This is a genomic window from Polaribacter sp. Hel1_33_96 (genome assembly GCF_002846595.1).
Taxonomy (GTDB): Bacteria; Bacteroidota; Bacteroidia; order Flavobacteriales; family Flavobacteriaceae; genus Polaribacter.
In genome coordinates this window covers 1,645,998-1,660,556 of sequence record NZ_PJMV01000001.1, presented here as the reverse complement: position 1 = coordinate 1,660,556, position 14,559 = coordinate 1,645,998, and the positions used below count along the sequence as shown (strand labels likewise).

Genomic DNA, 14,559 nt, shown 5'->3' with positions numbered 1-14,559 from the left:
AAAAAAACATAACGCATTAAAAACGAAAAGGATTTTGTATTAGAAAAACACTAATAGGATATTAATTAATTAAAATCAATTGAAAAAAATTATATTTGTTGTGAAAAATAAAGACAATGACATTAATAAAATCAATATCAGGAATTAGAGGAACAATTGGTGGTAAAACTGCGGATAATTTAACTCCTATAGATACTGTAAAATTTGCTTCAGCTTATGGAGCTTTTATAAAAAATAGAAATCCAAACAAAGAAAAAATCACTGTAGTAATTGGCAGAGATGCTCGTATTTCTGGTAAAATGGTTTCTAGTTTGGTGGCAAATACATTGGTAGGGATGGGCATTAACGTGATTGATTTAGGCTTATCTACAACACCAACAGTAGAGGTTGCCGTGCCTTTAGAAAAAGCAGATGGAGGTATTATTTTAACAGCTTCTCACAATCCAAAAGAATGGAATGCCTTAAAATTATTGAATGAGAAAGGTGAGTTTTTAAATGGTGCTGAAGGTGAGAAAATTTTAGAATTGGCAGAAAGTGAGGCCTTTACTTTTGCACAAGTTGATGACTTAGGAAGTTATAAAAAAAATAAAAAATATCTAAAAAAGCATATTAAAGAAGTTTTAAAACTTGATTTAGTTGATGTAAAAGCTATTAAAAAAGCAAAATTTAAAGTTGTTGTTGATGGTGTGAATTCATCAGGAGGAATTTTTATACCTGCATTACTAAAAAAATTAGGTGTAAAATGTGTTGAGTTATATTGTACACCAAACGGACAATTCCCTCACAATCCAGAACCTTTAAAAGAACATTTAACAGATATTTCGGAATTAGTAGTTAAAGAAAAAGCAGATTTCGGAATTGTCGTAGATCCAGATGTAGATAGATTAGCTTTGGTTTCTGAGGATGGTTCGATGTTTGGTGAAGAATATACCTTAGTTGCTTGTGCAGATTATGTTTTAGGACGTTTAGGTGGAGGAAATACAGTGTCCAATTTATCCTCTTCCAGAGCTTTAAGAGATGTTACTCAAAAACATGGAGGAACTTATACAGCAAGTGCTGTAGGTGAAGTAAATGTTGTTATTAAAATGAAGGAGACCAATACTGTAATTGGTGGCGAAGGAAATGGAGGGATCATTTATCCTGCTTCGCATTATGGACGTGATTCTTTAGTGGGAGTAGCTTTATTTTTATCACACTTAGCACATGAAAAAATATCTTGTAAAGAATTAAGAGATTCGTATCCTAGTTATTTTATGAGTAAAAATAAAATTCAATTAACACCAGAAATTAATGTTGATGAAATTTTAGAGACAATGGCTTCAACTTATAAAAACGAGGATGTTAATACCATTGATGGGGTAAAAATCGATTTTTCAGACGAATGGATTCATTTAAGAAAATCGAATACAGAGCCAATCATTAGAATTTATACAGAGGCAAAATCTCAAGAATCGGCAGATGCTTTAGCGGTTAGATTTATCAATGAAATTAAAGAAATTATTTAAAAATTAATTTTAAGTTTTGAAAACATATATTATAACTTTAGCAGTTCTTTTTTTAAGTATTTCTTCTTTATTAGGACAGCAAAATGATATAACATTTAAAAAAAAGAAAGTACTTAACAAAGGAAATTTCTTTGTTTATTGGGGGTGGAATTGGGCAAGTTTTTCAAAGTCAGACATTCGATTTAAAGGCGATAATTATGATTTTACGTTACAAAGTGTGAAAGCGCACGATACACCATCAGCATTTACTTTCAAAAAGTATTTTGGAATATCAAACCTCACTAAACCACAAACAAACGCGAGAATAGGTTATTTTTTTAAAGAGAATTATACGATTTCAATAGGTATAGATCATATGAAATATGTTGTTGCTAATGATCAATTTGTGGATATAGATGGAAACATAAATATTGGAAATGTTAAATATGATGGAGTTTATACTGGTCAACAAATTCAATTAACAGAAGATTTTTTGAGATTAGAACATACAGATGGTTTAAATTATATTAACATGCAGTTATATCGTTTTGATGATATAAGTAGTTGGTTTGGTTTAGATTCTGACAGCTTTCAAATAAATGCAACGGAGGGTTTAGGTTTTGGTTTATTATTTCCAAAAACAGATACAACATTATTAGATATGGAAAGACATGATGATTATCATATTTCTGGATATGGATTGTCTGTAGGATTTGGATTAAATATAACCTTTTTGAAACACTTTTTTATTCAAGCAGATTTAAAAGGTGGATATATAAATATGTCAAATGTTAAAATTAGCACCAATCCTGCAGATAGCGCTTCTCAAGATTTTTTCTTCTTACAGAACAATATTTTAGTTGGTGGAAAATTTAGAATTTAATGAAAAATTTAGAGCAATATTTCGATCAATATCGTAAGAATATTATTGGTGTAAATCAAACATTTATGTCTCCATATGGAGTGCAAAATCTTATCTATGCAGATTGGACTGCGAGTGGAAGATTGTATAGACCAATTGAGGAAAAAATATGTAATGAATTTGGACCTTTTGTAGCCAACACGCATACAGAAACTTCAACTTCTGGTGCAGCCATGACGCTCGCTTATCATGAAGCCAGAAATATTATAAAACGTCATGTAAATGCGAACTCTAATGATGTTTTGATAACAACCGGTTCTGGAATGACTGGTGTTGTGAATAAATTTCAACGAATATTAGGTTTAAAAGTTTCTGAAAGTTTAAAAGATTATACAACTGTACCAGAAGATTTAAAACCTATTGTTTTTATATCACATATGGAGCATCATTCTAATCAAACTTCTTGGTTAGAAACGATTGCAGATGTAGAGGTGGTTCCTTGTAATGAGGAAGGTTTACTGTGTCTAGATAGCTTTGAAAAATGCATCCAAAAACATGAACATAGAAAAATTAAAATTGCTTCAATTACTTCCTGTTCTAATGTAACGGGTATAAAAACTCCCTACCATAAAGTAGCTAAATTAATTCATCAATATAACGGATTGTGTTTTGTTGATTTTGCTTGCTGTGCGCCTTATGTAGGTATTAATATGCATCCAGAAATGGAGGATGAGCATTTAGATGCTATTTTCTTTTCACCTCATAAATTTTTAGGAGGCCCAGGAAGTGCTGGGGTATTAGTTTTTAATAAGAAATTATATAAAAATACAGTGCCAGATAATCCAGGAGGTGGCACTGTAAGTTATACAAATCCTTGGGGCAACATGACTATTTTGACGATGTAGAAACAAGAGAGGATGGCGGAACACCAGCATTTTTGCAAACAATTAAGATTGCACTTTCAATTCAGTTGAAAGATAAAATGGGTGTTGAAAATATTAGAAGAAGAGAAGATGAAATTAATGAAACGATGTTTCATACTTTAGAAAGTTTATCTGGGGTGAAAATATTAGCTCCGAATCATAAAAAACGATTAAGTATTTTTTCATTCTATTTTGAAAAGTATCACTTTAACTTAGTCGTAAAATTATTGAATGATCGTTTTGGAATTCAGACGAGAGGTGGTTGTTCTTGTGCAGGAACGTATGGACATTTCTTATTAAATGTAGATCAAGTGACTTCAAATAGAATAAAAGATGAAATTTCACATGGTTGCAATACACAAAAACCAGGTTGGGTGCGTTTGTCTTTGCATCCAACAATAACAAATTCTGAACTAACTTTTATTTGTAAATCTCTACAAGAATTATCATTAAATATTAAAGATTGGGCGAAGGATTATAGCTATGATTCTTTGAAGAATGATTATGTTCATAAATTTACAAAGCCCATAGAAAAAGAGTTAGTTACTTCTTGGTTTTCTGTTTAGAGGCTTTCATTTTTTGCCATTCATCAAAACTGTTTCTGTGTTTAAATCTCTTATGAGACCATAAATAAAGTTCAGGTTGCTGTATGACGTTTCTTTCCGTTAAGCGCAAATATTTATCAGTTATTTGGTAATTATCAAACTCTTTCGGAGTCTCGGTTATTAATTGAAATTCCGTTTCATAATAACCTCTTTTTACTTTTCTAGTTACATAATTTATAACGACCAAATCAAACTTTTTAGCAAGCATTTCAGCTCCCGTATGGATAGGAACCTTGACACCAAAAAATGTGCTCCAATAAAACGTTTTATGAACTTGTGGAGATTGATCACTCAACAAAATATATAACCCCTGCGTTTTTTCTGCAAAATTCCGTTGCATTCCTTTTACGGTTTCACTTGTTTTATAACCTGAAACACCAAATTTTTCTCTAGAGCTTCTTACTGCTTTTTCAAAGTAAGTATTACCCAGTTTTGTGTATGCACCATTAACTTTTCCTTCTAAAACTAATGGTAAACTTATAGACCATTCCCAATTTGCTTGATGAGCAGCAACTAATGCAATACTTTTTCCTTGTTTTGTAAAGTCGTTTACCAATTCAGGATTTTTATAGGTATAACGTTTTAAAATTTCTTTTTCTGATATTGAGAAAGCTTTTACACTTTCCATAAATAAATCAGTAAAATGTTTAAAGAAATTTTTAGATATTTTTTTTCTTTCTGCTTCTGATTTCTCAGGAAAAGCTAATCTTAAGTTTTCTAAAACTACATTTTTCCGATACCTAAAAACGTAATAAATCAAAAAGAAAAAAATATCAGATTTTATATATAATATGCGCATTGGCAATCTCGAGAATAGCCAAATAAAAGGGTAAGTAAGTGCAAAAACTAGAAATTGCATAAGGTTAATTTTTATTGCAAATATCAGTATTTATATTTAATTAGAAATAGTTAAAACAAACAGATTTTATTATGTTTGTAGGATGTTACAAGGTTCAAACCCCATAGTTTTATTAATCATTATCGTCAACGTTTTATTTTCAATGAAAGGTTTTGATGATAATTCATTCTTAAATAAATATAAATTTCAAGTTGGAAGAGTTTTGGGGAATGAAAAAATTAGAATGTTAACTTCTGGATTTTTGCATGTAGATTGGATGCATCTTGGTTTTAACATGTATGCACTCTATGTTTTTGGGGGTTTTGTAGCAACTAATTCAGGGATAACTAGTTTTTTAATTATCTATTTTGGAAGTTTAATTGCTGGAAATTTATATACATTACAATACCATAAATATGAACATTATTATAGTGCCGTTGGTGCTTCTGGTGCTGTTTCAGGGATTGTATATTCATCCATATTAGTGTTTCCGGATATGCAATTATTATTGTTTTTTGCAATTCCTATTCCTGGATATATTTTTGGAGTTGGTTATTTGTTATATTCCATTTATGGAATGAAAAAACAGGTAGGAAATATTGGACATGCTGCTCATCTAGGAGGTGCTATGGGTGGTTTTATTTTAACTTTAATTCTGAAACCAGAACTGTTCTTTACAAATACGGTTTTTGTTATTTTCTTAGCAATTCCAATTATTTTATTATTACTATTTGGCGATAAGTTAAAGAGTTTGTAAAACAGAAAAACATTATATCCGATAATGTCTTTCCTATCAGCTAAATAGTAGGTTTATTTAGTAAGTTTTTGATACTGTTTATCAGCCCTTTTATTTCAAATATTAATGAATTTAGAGCAAAAAAAAACTCTATTATTTCTAATAAAGTCTTTTTGAGCGAAAGACCAGGTTCGAACTGGCGACATTCAGCTTGGAAGGCTGACGCTCTACCAACTGAGCTACTTTCGCGTGGTAAAGAGCTGCAAATATAAAATCATTTTTGAGTTCTACAATGTTTTTTTTGCAAATTATTAATAAAACTTTTTATCTTTTCTATTCACTTTTAAAAAGTGAATTCCTTCTGTATCGTAACCTTAATCATATTAGAAGTTTATATAATTCATAAGAGATTAGCGCAAACTTATAAGAGTCATAAATTTTTAAATTTGCAACATTTTTAATATTACACCCTATTGGAAGGCCGGAAGTTATAGTATCTAGTGAGGTTTTTTATTAAAGTATTCTAGAAGGCACTATAAATTGACAGAAAAATAAAAGATTTCTGTAAAATAAAAAAGGACCCTCAAATATCGAGGGTCCCTGTTCTTTGTAAATGTGAAAAAGTTATTTTACATTCATTAATTCTACATCAAAAATTAAGGTTGCGTCTGGAGGAATTACTCCACCTGCACCTGCAGATCCATATGCTAAGTCAGAAGGGATTACAAAGCGAGCTTTATCACCAACTTGTAATAATTGAATTCCTTCATCCCAGCCAGCTATTACTTGTCCTACACCAACATTAAAATCAATTGGTTGTTTTCTTTTGTAAGAAGAATCGAAAACGGTACCGTCTAATAATTGACCTTTATAATGTACAGAAACTCCAGCTCCTTTGGTTGCTTGTTTTCCATCACCTTTTTGTAAAATTTGATAACGTAAACCACTTGCAGTTTCTGCGTAACCTTTAGCAACAGAATCTAATAATTCTTTTTGTTTTGCTTTTTCTTCTGCTTCTCTTTTCTCTCTAGAACCTTCAAAAGTTCTAAATGCTTCAACAGCATTGAAGTTTTCTGCTTCTGCACCAACTCTAATAATTTCGAGAGACATTTCATTGCCTTGTTTTACTGAATCAACAACATCTTGTCCTTCGATTACAGATCCAAAAACGGTATGTTTATTGTCTAACCAAGGAGTAGGAACGTGTGTAATATAAAATTGGCTTCCGTTTGTGCCAGGACCAGAATTGGCCATTGCAAGTTTTCCAGGAGCATCATGTTTTAAATCTGGATGGAATTCATCATCAAATTTATAACCAGGGTTTCCTGTTCCGGTTCCTTGAGGGCATCCTCCTTGAATCATAAAATCAGGAATTACTCTATGGAATTTTAATCCATCATAGTAGGGAGTTCCTTGTTGCGTGATAGCATTTTCTAAATTACCCTCTGCCAAAGCAACAAAGTTACCTACTGTTCCTGGCGCTTTTTCATGTTCTAATTGTACTAAAATTTCACCTTTTGGAGTAGTGAATTTTGCATAGATTCCGTTGTTCATTCTTTCTTATTTAATCGATTTTATTTTTTTAACATTCTGAAACAAGTTCAGAGTAAATTATTTTTTTGCGTTTAAAATGGATATTTTATAGTCAAATCCTACATTTAAATTTGTAGAATTGACATTGCCAAAAGGTGTTGAAGTTTGTCCAATAGCGATATTAAATGTTAAACTATCGCTAATGTGATAATTAAATCCACCAGTAGGTCTTATTAAAACGCCTTCGCCCGTATCTACACCCGCACCTCCGGCAACACCTCCCATGAACTCTGTAAACATTGAGATTTTATTTTTTAGAAATAGATTACTTCTTATTCCTAAACCAAATATTCCATGCGCGTAGCCTCCAGATTTCCCTTTATAAGCAAAAGATGTTTCACCCACGGCATAAAAATGTTTATTCAAATCATAATAAACTTTTAATGAAATCATTTGTAAGTCTATGGTGGTGTAGTCATCTTTTGCAATCTTAAAATAGGTTTGATTTTGAATGCCAATACCAATTCCATGTGTTTTAATTTTAGATGCAATTGCCCCTGTAAAAGGATCTTTAATCCCTCCTGTCAATCCATAATATTTTAGACTAAATCCTGCAGTATAGGCCTCAAATGTTCCTCCAATTGCTCTATGATAACCTCCATGCGCACTGATACCTAACTTATCTGTAATGCGCAAATCAAAACCAGCATTGGGATACATAGTTAAACCACCTTCAGGATATATTCTTCCTCCCGCTGCACCAATTCCTATCTTTGCAAATAAGTTGATATGAGTTGTTTCAATAAAGTTTTTGCCAACACCAAAAAATAAATCCATAAAACCTGAAACTAATCCATTATACATAGTATCTATATGCGCATAGACAAAGGTATTTGACGTTAGATATCGTTGATATTCAAAACCTATAATTGATAAGATTTCATTTAAATTTTTGTAGGATGGATTAGTTGTAGTGTCTGCTCTTGACATTCCAATTGGAAAGAAATAATCAAAAGTTAATTGTTGCACACTTTTGACCGCTGGTTTTTTCCAAAATTCATCTTTCGAAATATCATTTATAATAAACGTTTTTTGCGCATTTGCATACGTTGAAGTTCTAAGAGTTGTTGGGATTTCTAAAAAGAATGAAACATTATCATTTTTTTGAATACCTGTAAAGAAATTTACATAGCCATATTGAACACCAAATGAATAGCCATTTTTCTTATATTGCAATCCAATATTTGGATAGATCATTCCACCTCCATTTACCAAACTTCTAAAACCACCACCACCTCCAAAATGGAGGTTGCCATCAAAATATAAATTTTTATAAATTTTTTTATTTACACCTAAATTAACTCCTAATGTAAATAATCCTCCCTGATCACCAATAATAGCTGTATGAAATCCAGCACCCGCATAGAGCCAATCATTTAGAGGTAAATTATAGTTTAAACCAACAAAACCCAAAGTAGGCGCTAATTGATAGTTCACTTTACTCACAGGTTGATGAACTAAAATATAATTTAAACGAATGCTATTGTGTAATTCTTTTCCTTTAAGTTCAGATAAATTATAAGTTTGAGAAAAAGCCTGTAAACTTAATATTGTAAAAAGGAATAGTAATATTTTTTTCATAATTTTCAACCTTTAAATTCACTTGTAAAATGAAGTTTTACTGAAGGATATTTACTTTGCGTCATTTGAATTGTAAAAGCGGAATCAGCTAAAAAGACCAATTGACCTTGTTTATCCTTTGCTAAATAACGCTGTTTTACTCGTTTAAATTCTTTAAATTCTTCACTTTTTATATTTTCAGGTTCTACCCAACAAGCTTTGTGAACATTTAAATTTTCATAGGTACATTTTGCACCATATTCATGCTCTAATCGATATTGAATAACTTCATATTGCAAAGCACCAACTGTCCCAATTACTTTTCGTCCGTTCATTTCTAAAGTAAATAATTGAGCCACACCTTCGTCCATTAACTGATCTAAACCTTTATAAAGTTGTTTCGATTTCATTGGATCTGCGTTGTTTACATATCTAAAATGTTCTGGAGAAAAACTCGGAATTCCTTTAAAATTTAATTGTTCACCTTCTGTTAGAGTATCACCAATTTTAAAGTTTCCAGTATCGTGTATACCTACAATATCGCCAGGAAAAGATTCTTCTACAATTTCTTTTTTCTCAGCAAAAAATGCATTGGGACTAGAAAATTTTACTTTTTTACCATTCCTAACATGTAAATAAGGAGCATTTCTTTTAAAGGTGCCCGACACAATTTTTATAAAAGCTAATCTGTCTCTGTGTTTAGGGTCCATATTTGCATGTATTTTAAACACAAAACCAGTCATTTTTTCTTCTTTAGAATCTACTAAGCGTTCTTCCGCTTTTTTAGGCTGCGGAGAAGGTGCAATTTCAATAAATGCATCTAGTAATTCTTTCACCCCAAAGTTATTTAAAGCTGACCCAAAAAATACGGGTTGTAATTTTCCTTCTAAATATTCTTGTTGATTAAATGATGGATACACTTCATCGATTAATTCAATTTCTTCGCGTAAAGTTTCAGCTGCAGTTTCACCAACTATTTGATCTAATTCTGGGTTCGATAAATCATCAAATTGAACACCATCAGAAATAGTAGTTTTGTTATCACCAGAAAAAAGATTTAATTTCTTTTCCCAAATATTATAAATTCCTTTAAAATCATATCCCATTCCAATAGGAAAACTCATTGGAGTTACGCGTAAACCAAGTTTTTGTTCCACTTCGTCTAATAAATCAAAAGCATCTTTTCCTTCTCTATCTAGTTTATTTATAAAAACCAACATTGGTATGCTACGCATTCTACAAACTTCTACTAATTTTTCTGTTTGTGGCTCAACACCTTTTGCCACATCAATGACAACAATAACACTATCTACAGCGGTTAAGGTTCTAAAGGTGTCTTCAGCAAAGTCTTTGTGACCAGGAGTATCTAAAATGTTTATTTTTTTATCCTTATAAATAAATGCCAGGACAGAAGTTGCAACAGAAATTCCTCTTTGACGTTCAATTTCCATAAAATCGGAAGTTGCACCTTTTTTAATTTTGTTGTTTTTTACAGCGCCAGCTTCTTGAATTGCACCACCAAATAGTAACAATTTTTCTGTTAAAGTAGTTTTACCCGCATCTGGATGTGAAATGATTCCAAATGTTCTTCTACGTGCTATTTCCTTTAAAAAACTCATTTACAAAATTTGAAGTGCAAATATAGGTTTTATTCTATAATTTTTTTAGCTTATTACTTGATAATGAGAATAAGATTCATAAAAAAAATGATCTATTAATTTATCTAATTTAGTCAAATACTTCAAGTAATATTTTTTAAAAAGTTTAAAATTTCACTAAAATAGAATTTCACTAAAATACAATTTTAGATCGATTTTTTTTCTGATAATCAGTTAATTACTTGTTCTTTTAGAATATATTAATTTAAAATTTCTATGCTCATATTTATATCTTCAATGGGCCATTCATCGACACCAACTTTTACTTTAGAGATTCTATCCATAACATCAAAACCAGAAATAACTTCGCCAAAAACAGTATGCTCATTGTCTAAATGATGAGCACCACTTCTTTTATGAACTATATAAAATTCAAAAGGGCTTGATAGCTTATTTGGGTTATTTTCCCACTGTCTAGCAGCGGCTAATGCCCCATATTTGTGTTTTCTATGATTTCTGAATTCGGTTTGCATTAAATAATTCCCATATTTTCTTCGCTGTTTTTGAGTATACATATTATCAGAATTTCCTCCCTGAATAACAAAATTTTTTGCTACCCTGTAAATAACCGTAGTGTTAAAATATTTAATTTTTGTAAGAAAAATGAAATTAGCTCTATGTATTGGAACATCTTTGTATAATAACAGTTTTATATTTCCGAATTTTGTTTTTATAAGTACTTTAGTTTCTTGATTTTGCTTTCCATATTCTAATAAAAAAGCTTCAGTATTGAATCTATTTAAACTATCCCAAGGTTTCGTAATTATATTTTCTTGTTTCTTTTTAAGGTCTTTTATCTGTTTAACTTCAAGAGTTTTTTCTTTTTTATTTTTCTCTTGATTGCATTGATAAAAGGGAATAATAATTAAGAAGAATACTATTTTATAGAAACTTTTCACTTTTGATATTGATTATTATAAAAATCAAATATAAATCATCAAAATAAAACAATAGATAAATCTGATGGTTTTATTACATTTTTAAGTTTTAAAACTATTTGATTGCATTATATTTGTAATCATGGAGGAACAAGTGATTTTAGTTGATAAAAACGACAATCAATTAGGTTTAATGCCTAAAATGGAAGCGCATGAAAAAGCTGTTTTGCATAGAGCTTTTTCAGTATTTATTTTTAATAAGAAAGGAGAATTAATGCTGCAACAAAGAGCTGCGCATAAATATCATTCACCGTTATTATGGACAAATACATGTTGCTCACATCAACGAAATGGTGAAACCAATTTAGAAGCAGGTAAAAGAAGATTACAAGAAGAAATGGGTTTTGTAACAAGTTTAAGTGAAGTTTTTTCATTTATATACAAAGCTCCTTTTGATAACGGTTTAACAGAGCATGAATTAGATCATGTGTTAATTGGTTATTTCGATAATAGACCAATTATCAATAAGGATGAAGCAGAAGATTACAAATGGATGTTGTTAGAGGATGTGAAATCTGACATGGAGAAAAACCCTTCAATTTATACTGAGTGGTTTAAAATAATTTTTAAAGAATCTTTTTCGAAGATTTCAAGTTATAACCTTGGAGATACTAGTTTTTAATTTAAAACAAAAAAATATATGCCTAAAGTAACTGTTCATAGAAAAGCACATTTTAATGCAGCGCACAGATTGTATAGAAAAGATTGGTCGGATGCTAAAAACTTTGAAATTTTTAACAAGTGCAGTAATCCTAACTTTCATGGTCATAATTATGAGCTCATAGTTTCTTTAACAGGAGAGATTGATAAAGAAACAGGATATGTGTATGATTTAGGAATTCTTAAAAATTTAATAAAGTCTGAGATAGAGGAGTGTTTTGATCATAAAAATTTAAATGTTGAAGTTGAAGAATTTCAAGATTTGAATCCTACAGCAGAAAATATTTGCGTAGTTACCTATCAGAAATTAAGAAAACACCTCCCTAATAATTTAGATTTAAAAATAACTTTATATGAAACGCCTAGAAACTTTGTTAGTTATACTGGAGAATAATTTAGGCTTATTTTTATGATTTTTGAATCGTTCTAATGAATATTGAAAGTAACTATAGTTATAGTAAGTAAACCCTTGGAAATTTAATTTATCTTTTAAATTTATTCCTTCTTTTTGTAAATCTTTAAAGAAAATTTCTTCAGCCGTTTGGAATGATTGTGTACTAAACCATTTTCCCAAAAATTTCATTTCCGAAGAATTTAAAATAGAAACTTTAATTTTAGAATCAATACCTGCTAATAAGTTTAGTCTATTTTTTATATAATGAAAACTTTCTTGAGGTTTTCTCACATAGGCATGTATTAATAACCTATCGACATGATTACTTATATTTTGTACTTCTTTTCCTGTGAATTTCCCAATATAAGCCTCTATTTGTATTGGGTGATCGATTTCATTTGCGAGTTTTCTCATTATTTTTAAAGACTCAATATAGAATTTAAAAGAATTTTCACGATTACATTTTTGATAGCTATCTTTTAGATAACTTTTACAATAATAACCTTTGTTTGAAGAAGACTCCTCGTCCCAGTATTCATATTCTAAATTATAAATATCAATTTTTTCTTTAGAATTTTTCCTTGAGATATTATAGGGGTGAATAACATTAGTAAAAAAATCGCCACTTTCACCAGATGCACTTATTTTTTGAATTCCATACTCAACTTTTGCTTTAACAATAAAACTAGCTAGAACTCCATTTTTTGTCTCATCTCCTAATGGAAATCTTTTATTTATTTTATGTAAATCATAAAGAATTAAGGTATTGATTTCGTGATTTTTTACAAATTCTAATAATTCAGTTTCTAAATGATAAGATCCTAAAATATTATTAAAATTGTTGACATATAGTTCTCTTTCAGTGCTTAATGTGTAGGAAATGTTTAGCAAACAAATTGCTATTAGAACATATTTAATAAGTTTCATAATGTGGGGGGATATATATGTAGGGATATATATCCTCTCAAAGGTAATAGAGTACTTTATATAAAAACATGATATATATCATGTTTTTATAAATAAGTCGTTTATTACTAGTGTTTTATGATTAAAGAGTTCTTAAAAATTTAATAAAGTCTGAGATAGAGGAGTGTTTTTATCATAAAAATTTAAAGGTTAGAGACGAAGAATTTAGAGATTTGAATTCTACTTCAGAAAATATTTGTGTAGTTATCTATCAGAAATTAAGAAAACACCTCTCTAATAATTTAGATTTAAAAATAACTTTGAGTGAAACCCTGAAAACTTTATAAGCTACTGCGGTGAATAGTTTATTTTAGGTCTATTTCTCTGGTTTTTAAATCGCTTTAAAGAATATTGAAAGTAACTATAGTTATAGTAAGTAAACCCCTTAAAGTTTAATTTCTGCTCTAATTCTATTTCTTCTTTTTCTAATTCTTTAAAGAAAATTTCTTCAGCTGTTTGAAATGATTGTGTTTTAAACCATTTCCCCATAAAGTTCATTTCCGAAGAATATAAAATAGAAACTTTAATTTTAGAATCAATACCTGCCAATAAGTCTAGTCTATTTTTTACGTAATGAAAACTTTCTTGAGGTGTTTTAACATAGGCATGTATTAATAATCTATCTACATGATCACTAACATTTTGCACTTCTTTTTCTGTGAATTTACCAATATAAGCCTCTACTTTCACTGGGTGGGCGATTTCATCGGCAAGTCTTCTCATAGTTATTAAAGATTCCACATAGAATTTAAAAGAATTTTCACGATTACATTTTTCATAGCTATCTTTTAGATAATTTTTACAATAATAACCATTGTTTGAAGAAGACTCCTCATCCCAGTATTCATATTCTAAATTGTAAATATCAAATTTTTCACTAGTTTTTGTTCTGGAAGTATTGTATGCGTGAATAGCATTTATAAAAAAATCGCTACTTTCACCAGAGGCACTTATTTTTTGAATTCCATATTCAACTTTTGCTTTAACAATAAAACTAGCTAGAACTCCATTTTTTGTTTCATCGCCTAATGGAAATCTTTTATTAATTTTATGTAAATCATAAAGAATTAAGGTATTGATTTCATGATTTTTTGCAAATTCTAATAATTCAGTTTCTAAATGATAGGTTCCTAAAATATTACTAAAATTGTCTACATATAATTCTCTTTCGGTGCTGAATGTGAAATAAATATTTAACAAACAGATTAAGATTATAAATTTCTTTAAAGTTTTCATAAATTTTGTGGAGGTTAAAAAAAGTGCTTAAATATACTCAATAATTATTAATTTATTTACAAATATGATAAAGTATCAAAATATCTTAAGTCTTAATGCTTAGTTT

13 protein-coding genes, 1 tRNA gene and 1 pseudogene are annotated in these 14,559 nt (G+C 29.7%); 7 read left to right on the top strand and 8 right to left on the bottom strand.

The features are described from left to right. Positions 1-116: 116 nt before the first annotated feature. The 3 genes and pseudogenes from glmM (at position 117) to ATE90_RS07355 (ending at position 3,835) form a co-directional block, all read left to right on the top strand. Positions 117-1,505 (top strand): phosphoglucosamine mutase, encoded by a 1,389-nt coding sequence (glmM, locus tag ATE90_RS07365; protein ID WP_101451149.1) that lies wholly within the window; start codon positions 117-119, stop codon positions 1,503-1,505. 16 nt (positions 1,506-1,521) lie between these two features. Beyond that, entirely contained in the window at positions 1,522-2,367 is an 846-nt protein-coding gene (locus ATE90_RS07360; protein WP_254712300.1) for a hypothetical protein, read from the top strand. Further along, a pseudogene (locus ATE90_RS07355) lies at positions 2,367-3,835 on the top strand (aminotransferase class V-fold PLP-dependent enzyme). Before ATE90_RS07360 ends, ATE90_RS07355 begins: the two are co-directional and overlap by 1 nt. Here ATE90_RS07355 and ATE90_RS07350 read toward each other — a convergent pair. Then, the gene (locus ATE90_RS07350; RefSeq protein ID WP_101451148.1) at positions 3,813-4,733 is read right to left on the bottom strand and encodes a lysophospholipid acyltransferase family protein; all 921 of its coding nucleotides are present in this window, start codon (positions 4,731-4,733) and stop codon (positions 3,813-3,815) included. The pseudogene ATE90_RS07355 and the gene ATE90_RS07350 overlap by 23 nt on opposite strands. A gap of 82 nt (positions 4,734-4,815) precedes the next feature. Here ATE90_RS07350 and ATE90_RS07345 point away from each other — a divergent pair, with 82 nt between their 5' ends. Next, positions 4,816-5,469: a rhomboid family intramembrane serine protease gene (locus tag ATE90_RS07345; protein ID WP_091953672.1), complete on the top strand. Its 654-nt coding sequence runs from the start codon at positions 4,816-4,818 to the stop codon at positions 5,467-5,469. Between the two features lie 155 nt (positions 5,470-5,624). On the opposite strand, the gene ATE90_RS07340 is transcribed toward ATE90_RS07345, so the two are convergent. From ATE90_RS07340 to ATE90_RS07320, 5 genes are all read right to left on the bottom strand, one after another. Then, a tRNA-Gly gene (locus ATE90_RS07340) sits at positions 5,625-5,697 on the bottom strand. Between the two features lie 375 nt (positions 5,698-6,072). Then, positions 6,073-7,002, bottom strand: a complete 930-nt coding sequence (locus tag ATE90_RS07335) for a peptidylprolyl isomerase (RefSeq protein WP_101451147.1) — start codon at positions 7,000-7,002, stop codon at positions 6,073-6,075. Positions 7,003-7,059: 57 nt separating this feature from the next. Beyond that, complete coding sequence (locus tag ATE90_RS07330; protein WP_101451146.1) at positions 7,060-8,622, bottom strand: hypothetical protein; 1,563 nt, start codon at positions 8,620-8,622, stop codon at positions 7,060-7,062. Between the two features lie 5 nt (positions 8,623-8,627). Continuing rightward, the gene (locus tag ATE90_RS07325) at positions 8,628-10,220 is read right to left on the bottom strand and encodes a peptide chain release factor 3 (RefSeq protein ID WP_036785632.1); all 1,593 of its coding nucleotides are present in this window, start codon (positions 10,218-10,220) and stop codon (positions 8,628-8,630) included. Between the two features lie 239 nt (positions 10,221-10,459). Next, the gene (locus tag ATE90_RS07320; RefSeq protein ID WP_036785635.1) at positions 10,460-11,158 is read right to left on the bottom strand and encodes a peptidylprolyl isomerase; all 699 of its coding nucleotides are present in this window, start codon (positions 11,156-11,158) and stop codon (positions 10,460-10,462) included. A 121-nt stretch (positions 11,159-11,279) separates the two neighbouring features. Here ATE90_RS07320 and idi point away from each other — a divergent pair, with 121 nt between their 5' ends. Further along, the gene (idi, locus tag ATE90_RS07315) at positions 11,280-11,819 is read left to right on the top strand and encodes an isopentenyl-diphosphate Delta-isomerase (protein WP_036785638.1); all 540 of its coding nucleotides are present in this window, start codon (positions 11,280-11,282) and stop codon (positions 11,817-11,819) included. Positions 11,820-11,837: 18 nt separating this feature from the next. Beyond that, on the top strand, positions 11,838-12,251 hold the full coding sequence (locus ATE90_RS07310) for a 6-pyruvoyl trahydropterin synthase family protein (RefSeq protein ID WP_036785641.1): 414 nt from the start codon (positions 11,838-11,840) through the stop codon (positions 12,249-12,251). On the opposite strand, the gene ATE90_RS07305 is transcribed toward ATE90_RS07310, so the two are convergent. Beyond that, positions 12,207-13,178 carry a hypothetical protein gene (locus ATE90_RS07305; RefSeq protein ID WP_101451144.1) on the bottom strand — a complete coding sequence of 324 codons (972 nt, stop codon included), beginning with the start codon at positions 13,176-13,178 and terminating at the stop codon, positions 12,207-12,209. The two genes, ATE90_RS07310 and ATE90_RS07305, sit on opposite strands and share 45 nt — an antisense overlap. Positions 13,179-13,321: 143 nt before the next feature. On the opposite strand from ATE90_RS07305, the gene ATE90_RS07300 reads away from it, so the two are divergent. Then, a complete protein-coding gene (locus ATE90_RS07300; protein ID WP_366517377.1) occupies positions 13,322-13,504 on the top strand; it encodes a 6-pyruvoyl trahydropterin synthase family protein in 183 nt (60 codons plus the stop codon). A gap of 1 nt (position 13,505) precedes the next feature. Here ATE90_RS07300 and ATE90_RS07295 read toward each other — a convergent pair whose 3' ends face one another. Beyond that, a complete protein-coding gene (locus ATE90_RS07295; protein WP_036785647.1) occupies positions 13,506-14,453 on the bottom strand; it encodes a hypothetical protein in 948 nt (315 codons plus the stop codon). Positions 14,454-14,559 lie beyond the last annotated feature (106 nt).

Bases quoted from the DNA above. Each gene is read 5' to 3' on its own strand.
- ATE90_RS07330 (WP_101451146.1), bottom strand. From the start codon at position 8,622: ATGAAAAAAATATTACTATTCCTTTTTACAATATTAAGTTTACAGGCT.
- ATE90_RS07335 (WP_101451147.1), bottom strand. From the start codon at position 7,002: ATGAACAACGGAATCTATGCAAAATTCACTACTCCAAAAGGTGAAATT.
- glmM (WP_101451149.1), top strand. From the start codon at position 117: ATGACATTAATAAAATCAATATCAGGAATTAGAGGAACAATTGGTGGT.
- ATE90_RS07350 (WP_101451148.1), bottom strand. From the start codon at position 4,733: ATGCAATTTCTAGTTTTTGCACTTACTTACCCTTTTATTTGGCTATTC.
- ATE90_RS07295 (WP_036785647.1), bottom strand. From the start codon at position 14,453: ATGAAAACTTTAAAGAAATTTATAATCTTAATCTGTTTGTTAAATATT.
- ATE90_RS07305 (WP_101451144.1), bottom strand. From the start codon at position 13,178: ATGAAACTTATTAAATATGTTCTAATAGCAATTTGTTTGCTAAACATT.
- ATE90_RS07310 (WP_036785641.1), top strand. From the start codon at position 11,838: ATGCCTAAAGTAACTGTTCATAGAAAAGCACATTTTAATGCAGCGCAC.
- ATE90_RS07325 (WP_036785632.1), bottom strand. From the start codon at position 10,220: ATGAGTTTTTTAAAGGAAATAGCACGTAGAAGAACATTTGGAATCATT.
- ATE90_RS07345 (WP_091953672.1), top strand. From the start codon at position 4,816: ATGTTACAAGGTTCAAACCCCATAGTTTTATTAATCATTATCGTCAAC.
- idi (WP_036785638.1), top strand. From the start codon at position 11,280: ATGGAGGAACAAGTGATTTTAGTTGATAAAAACGACAATCAATTAGGT.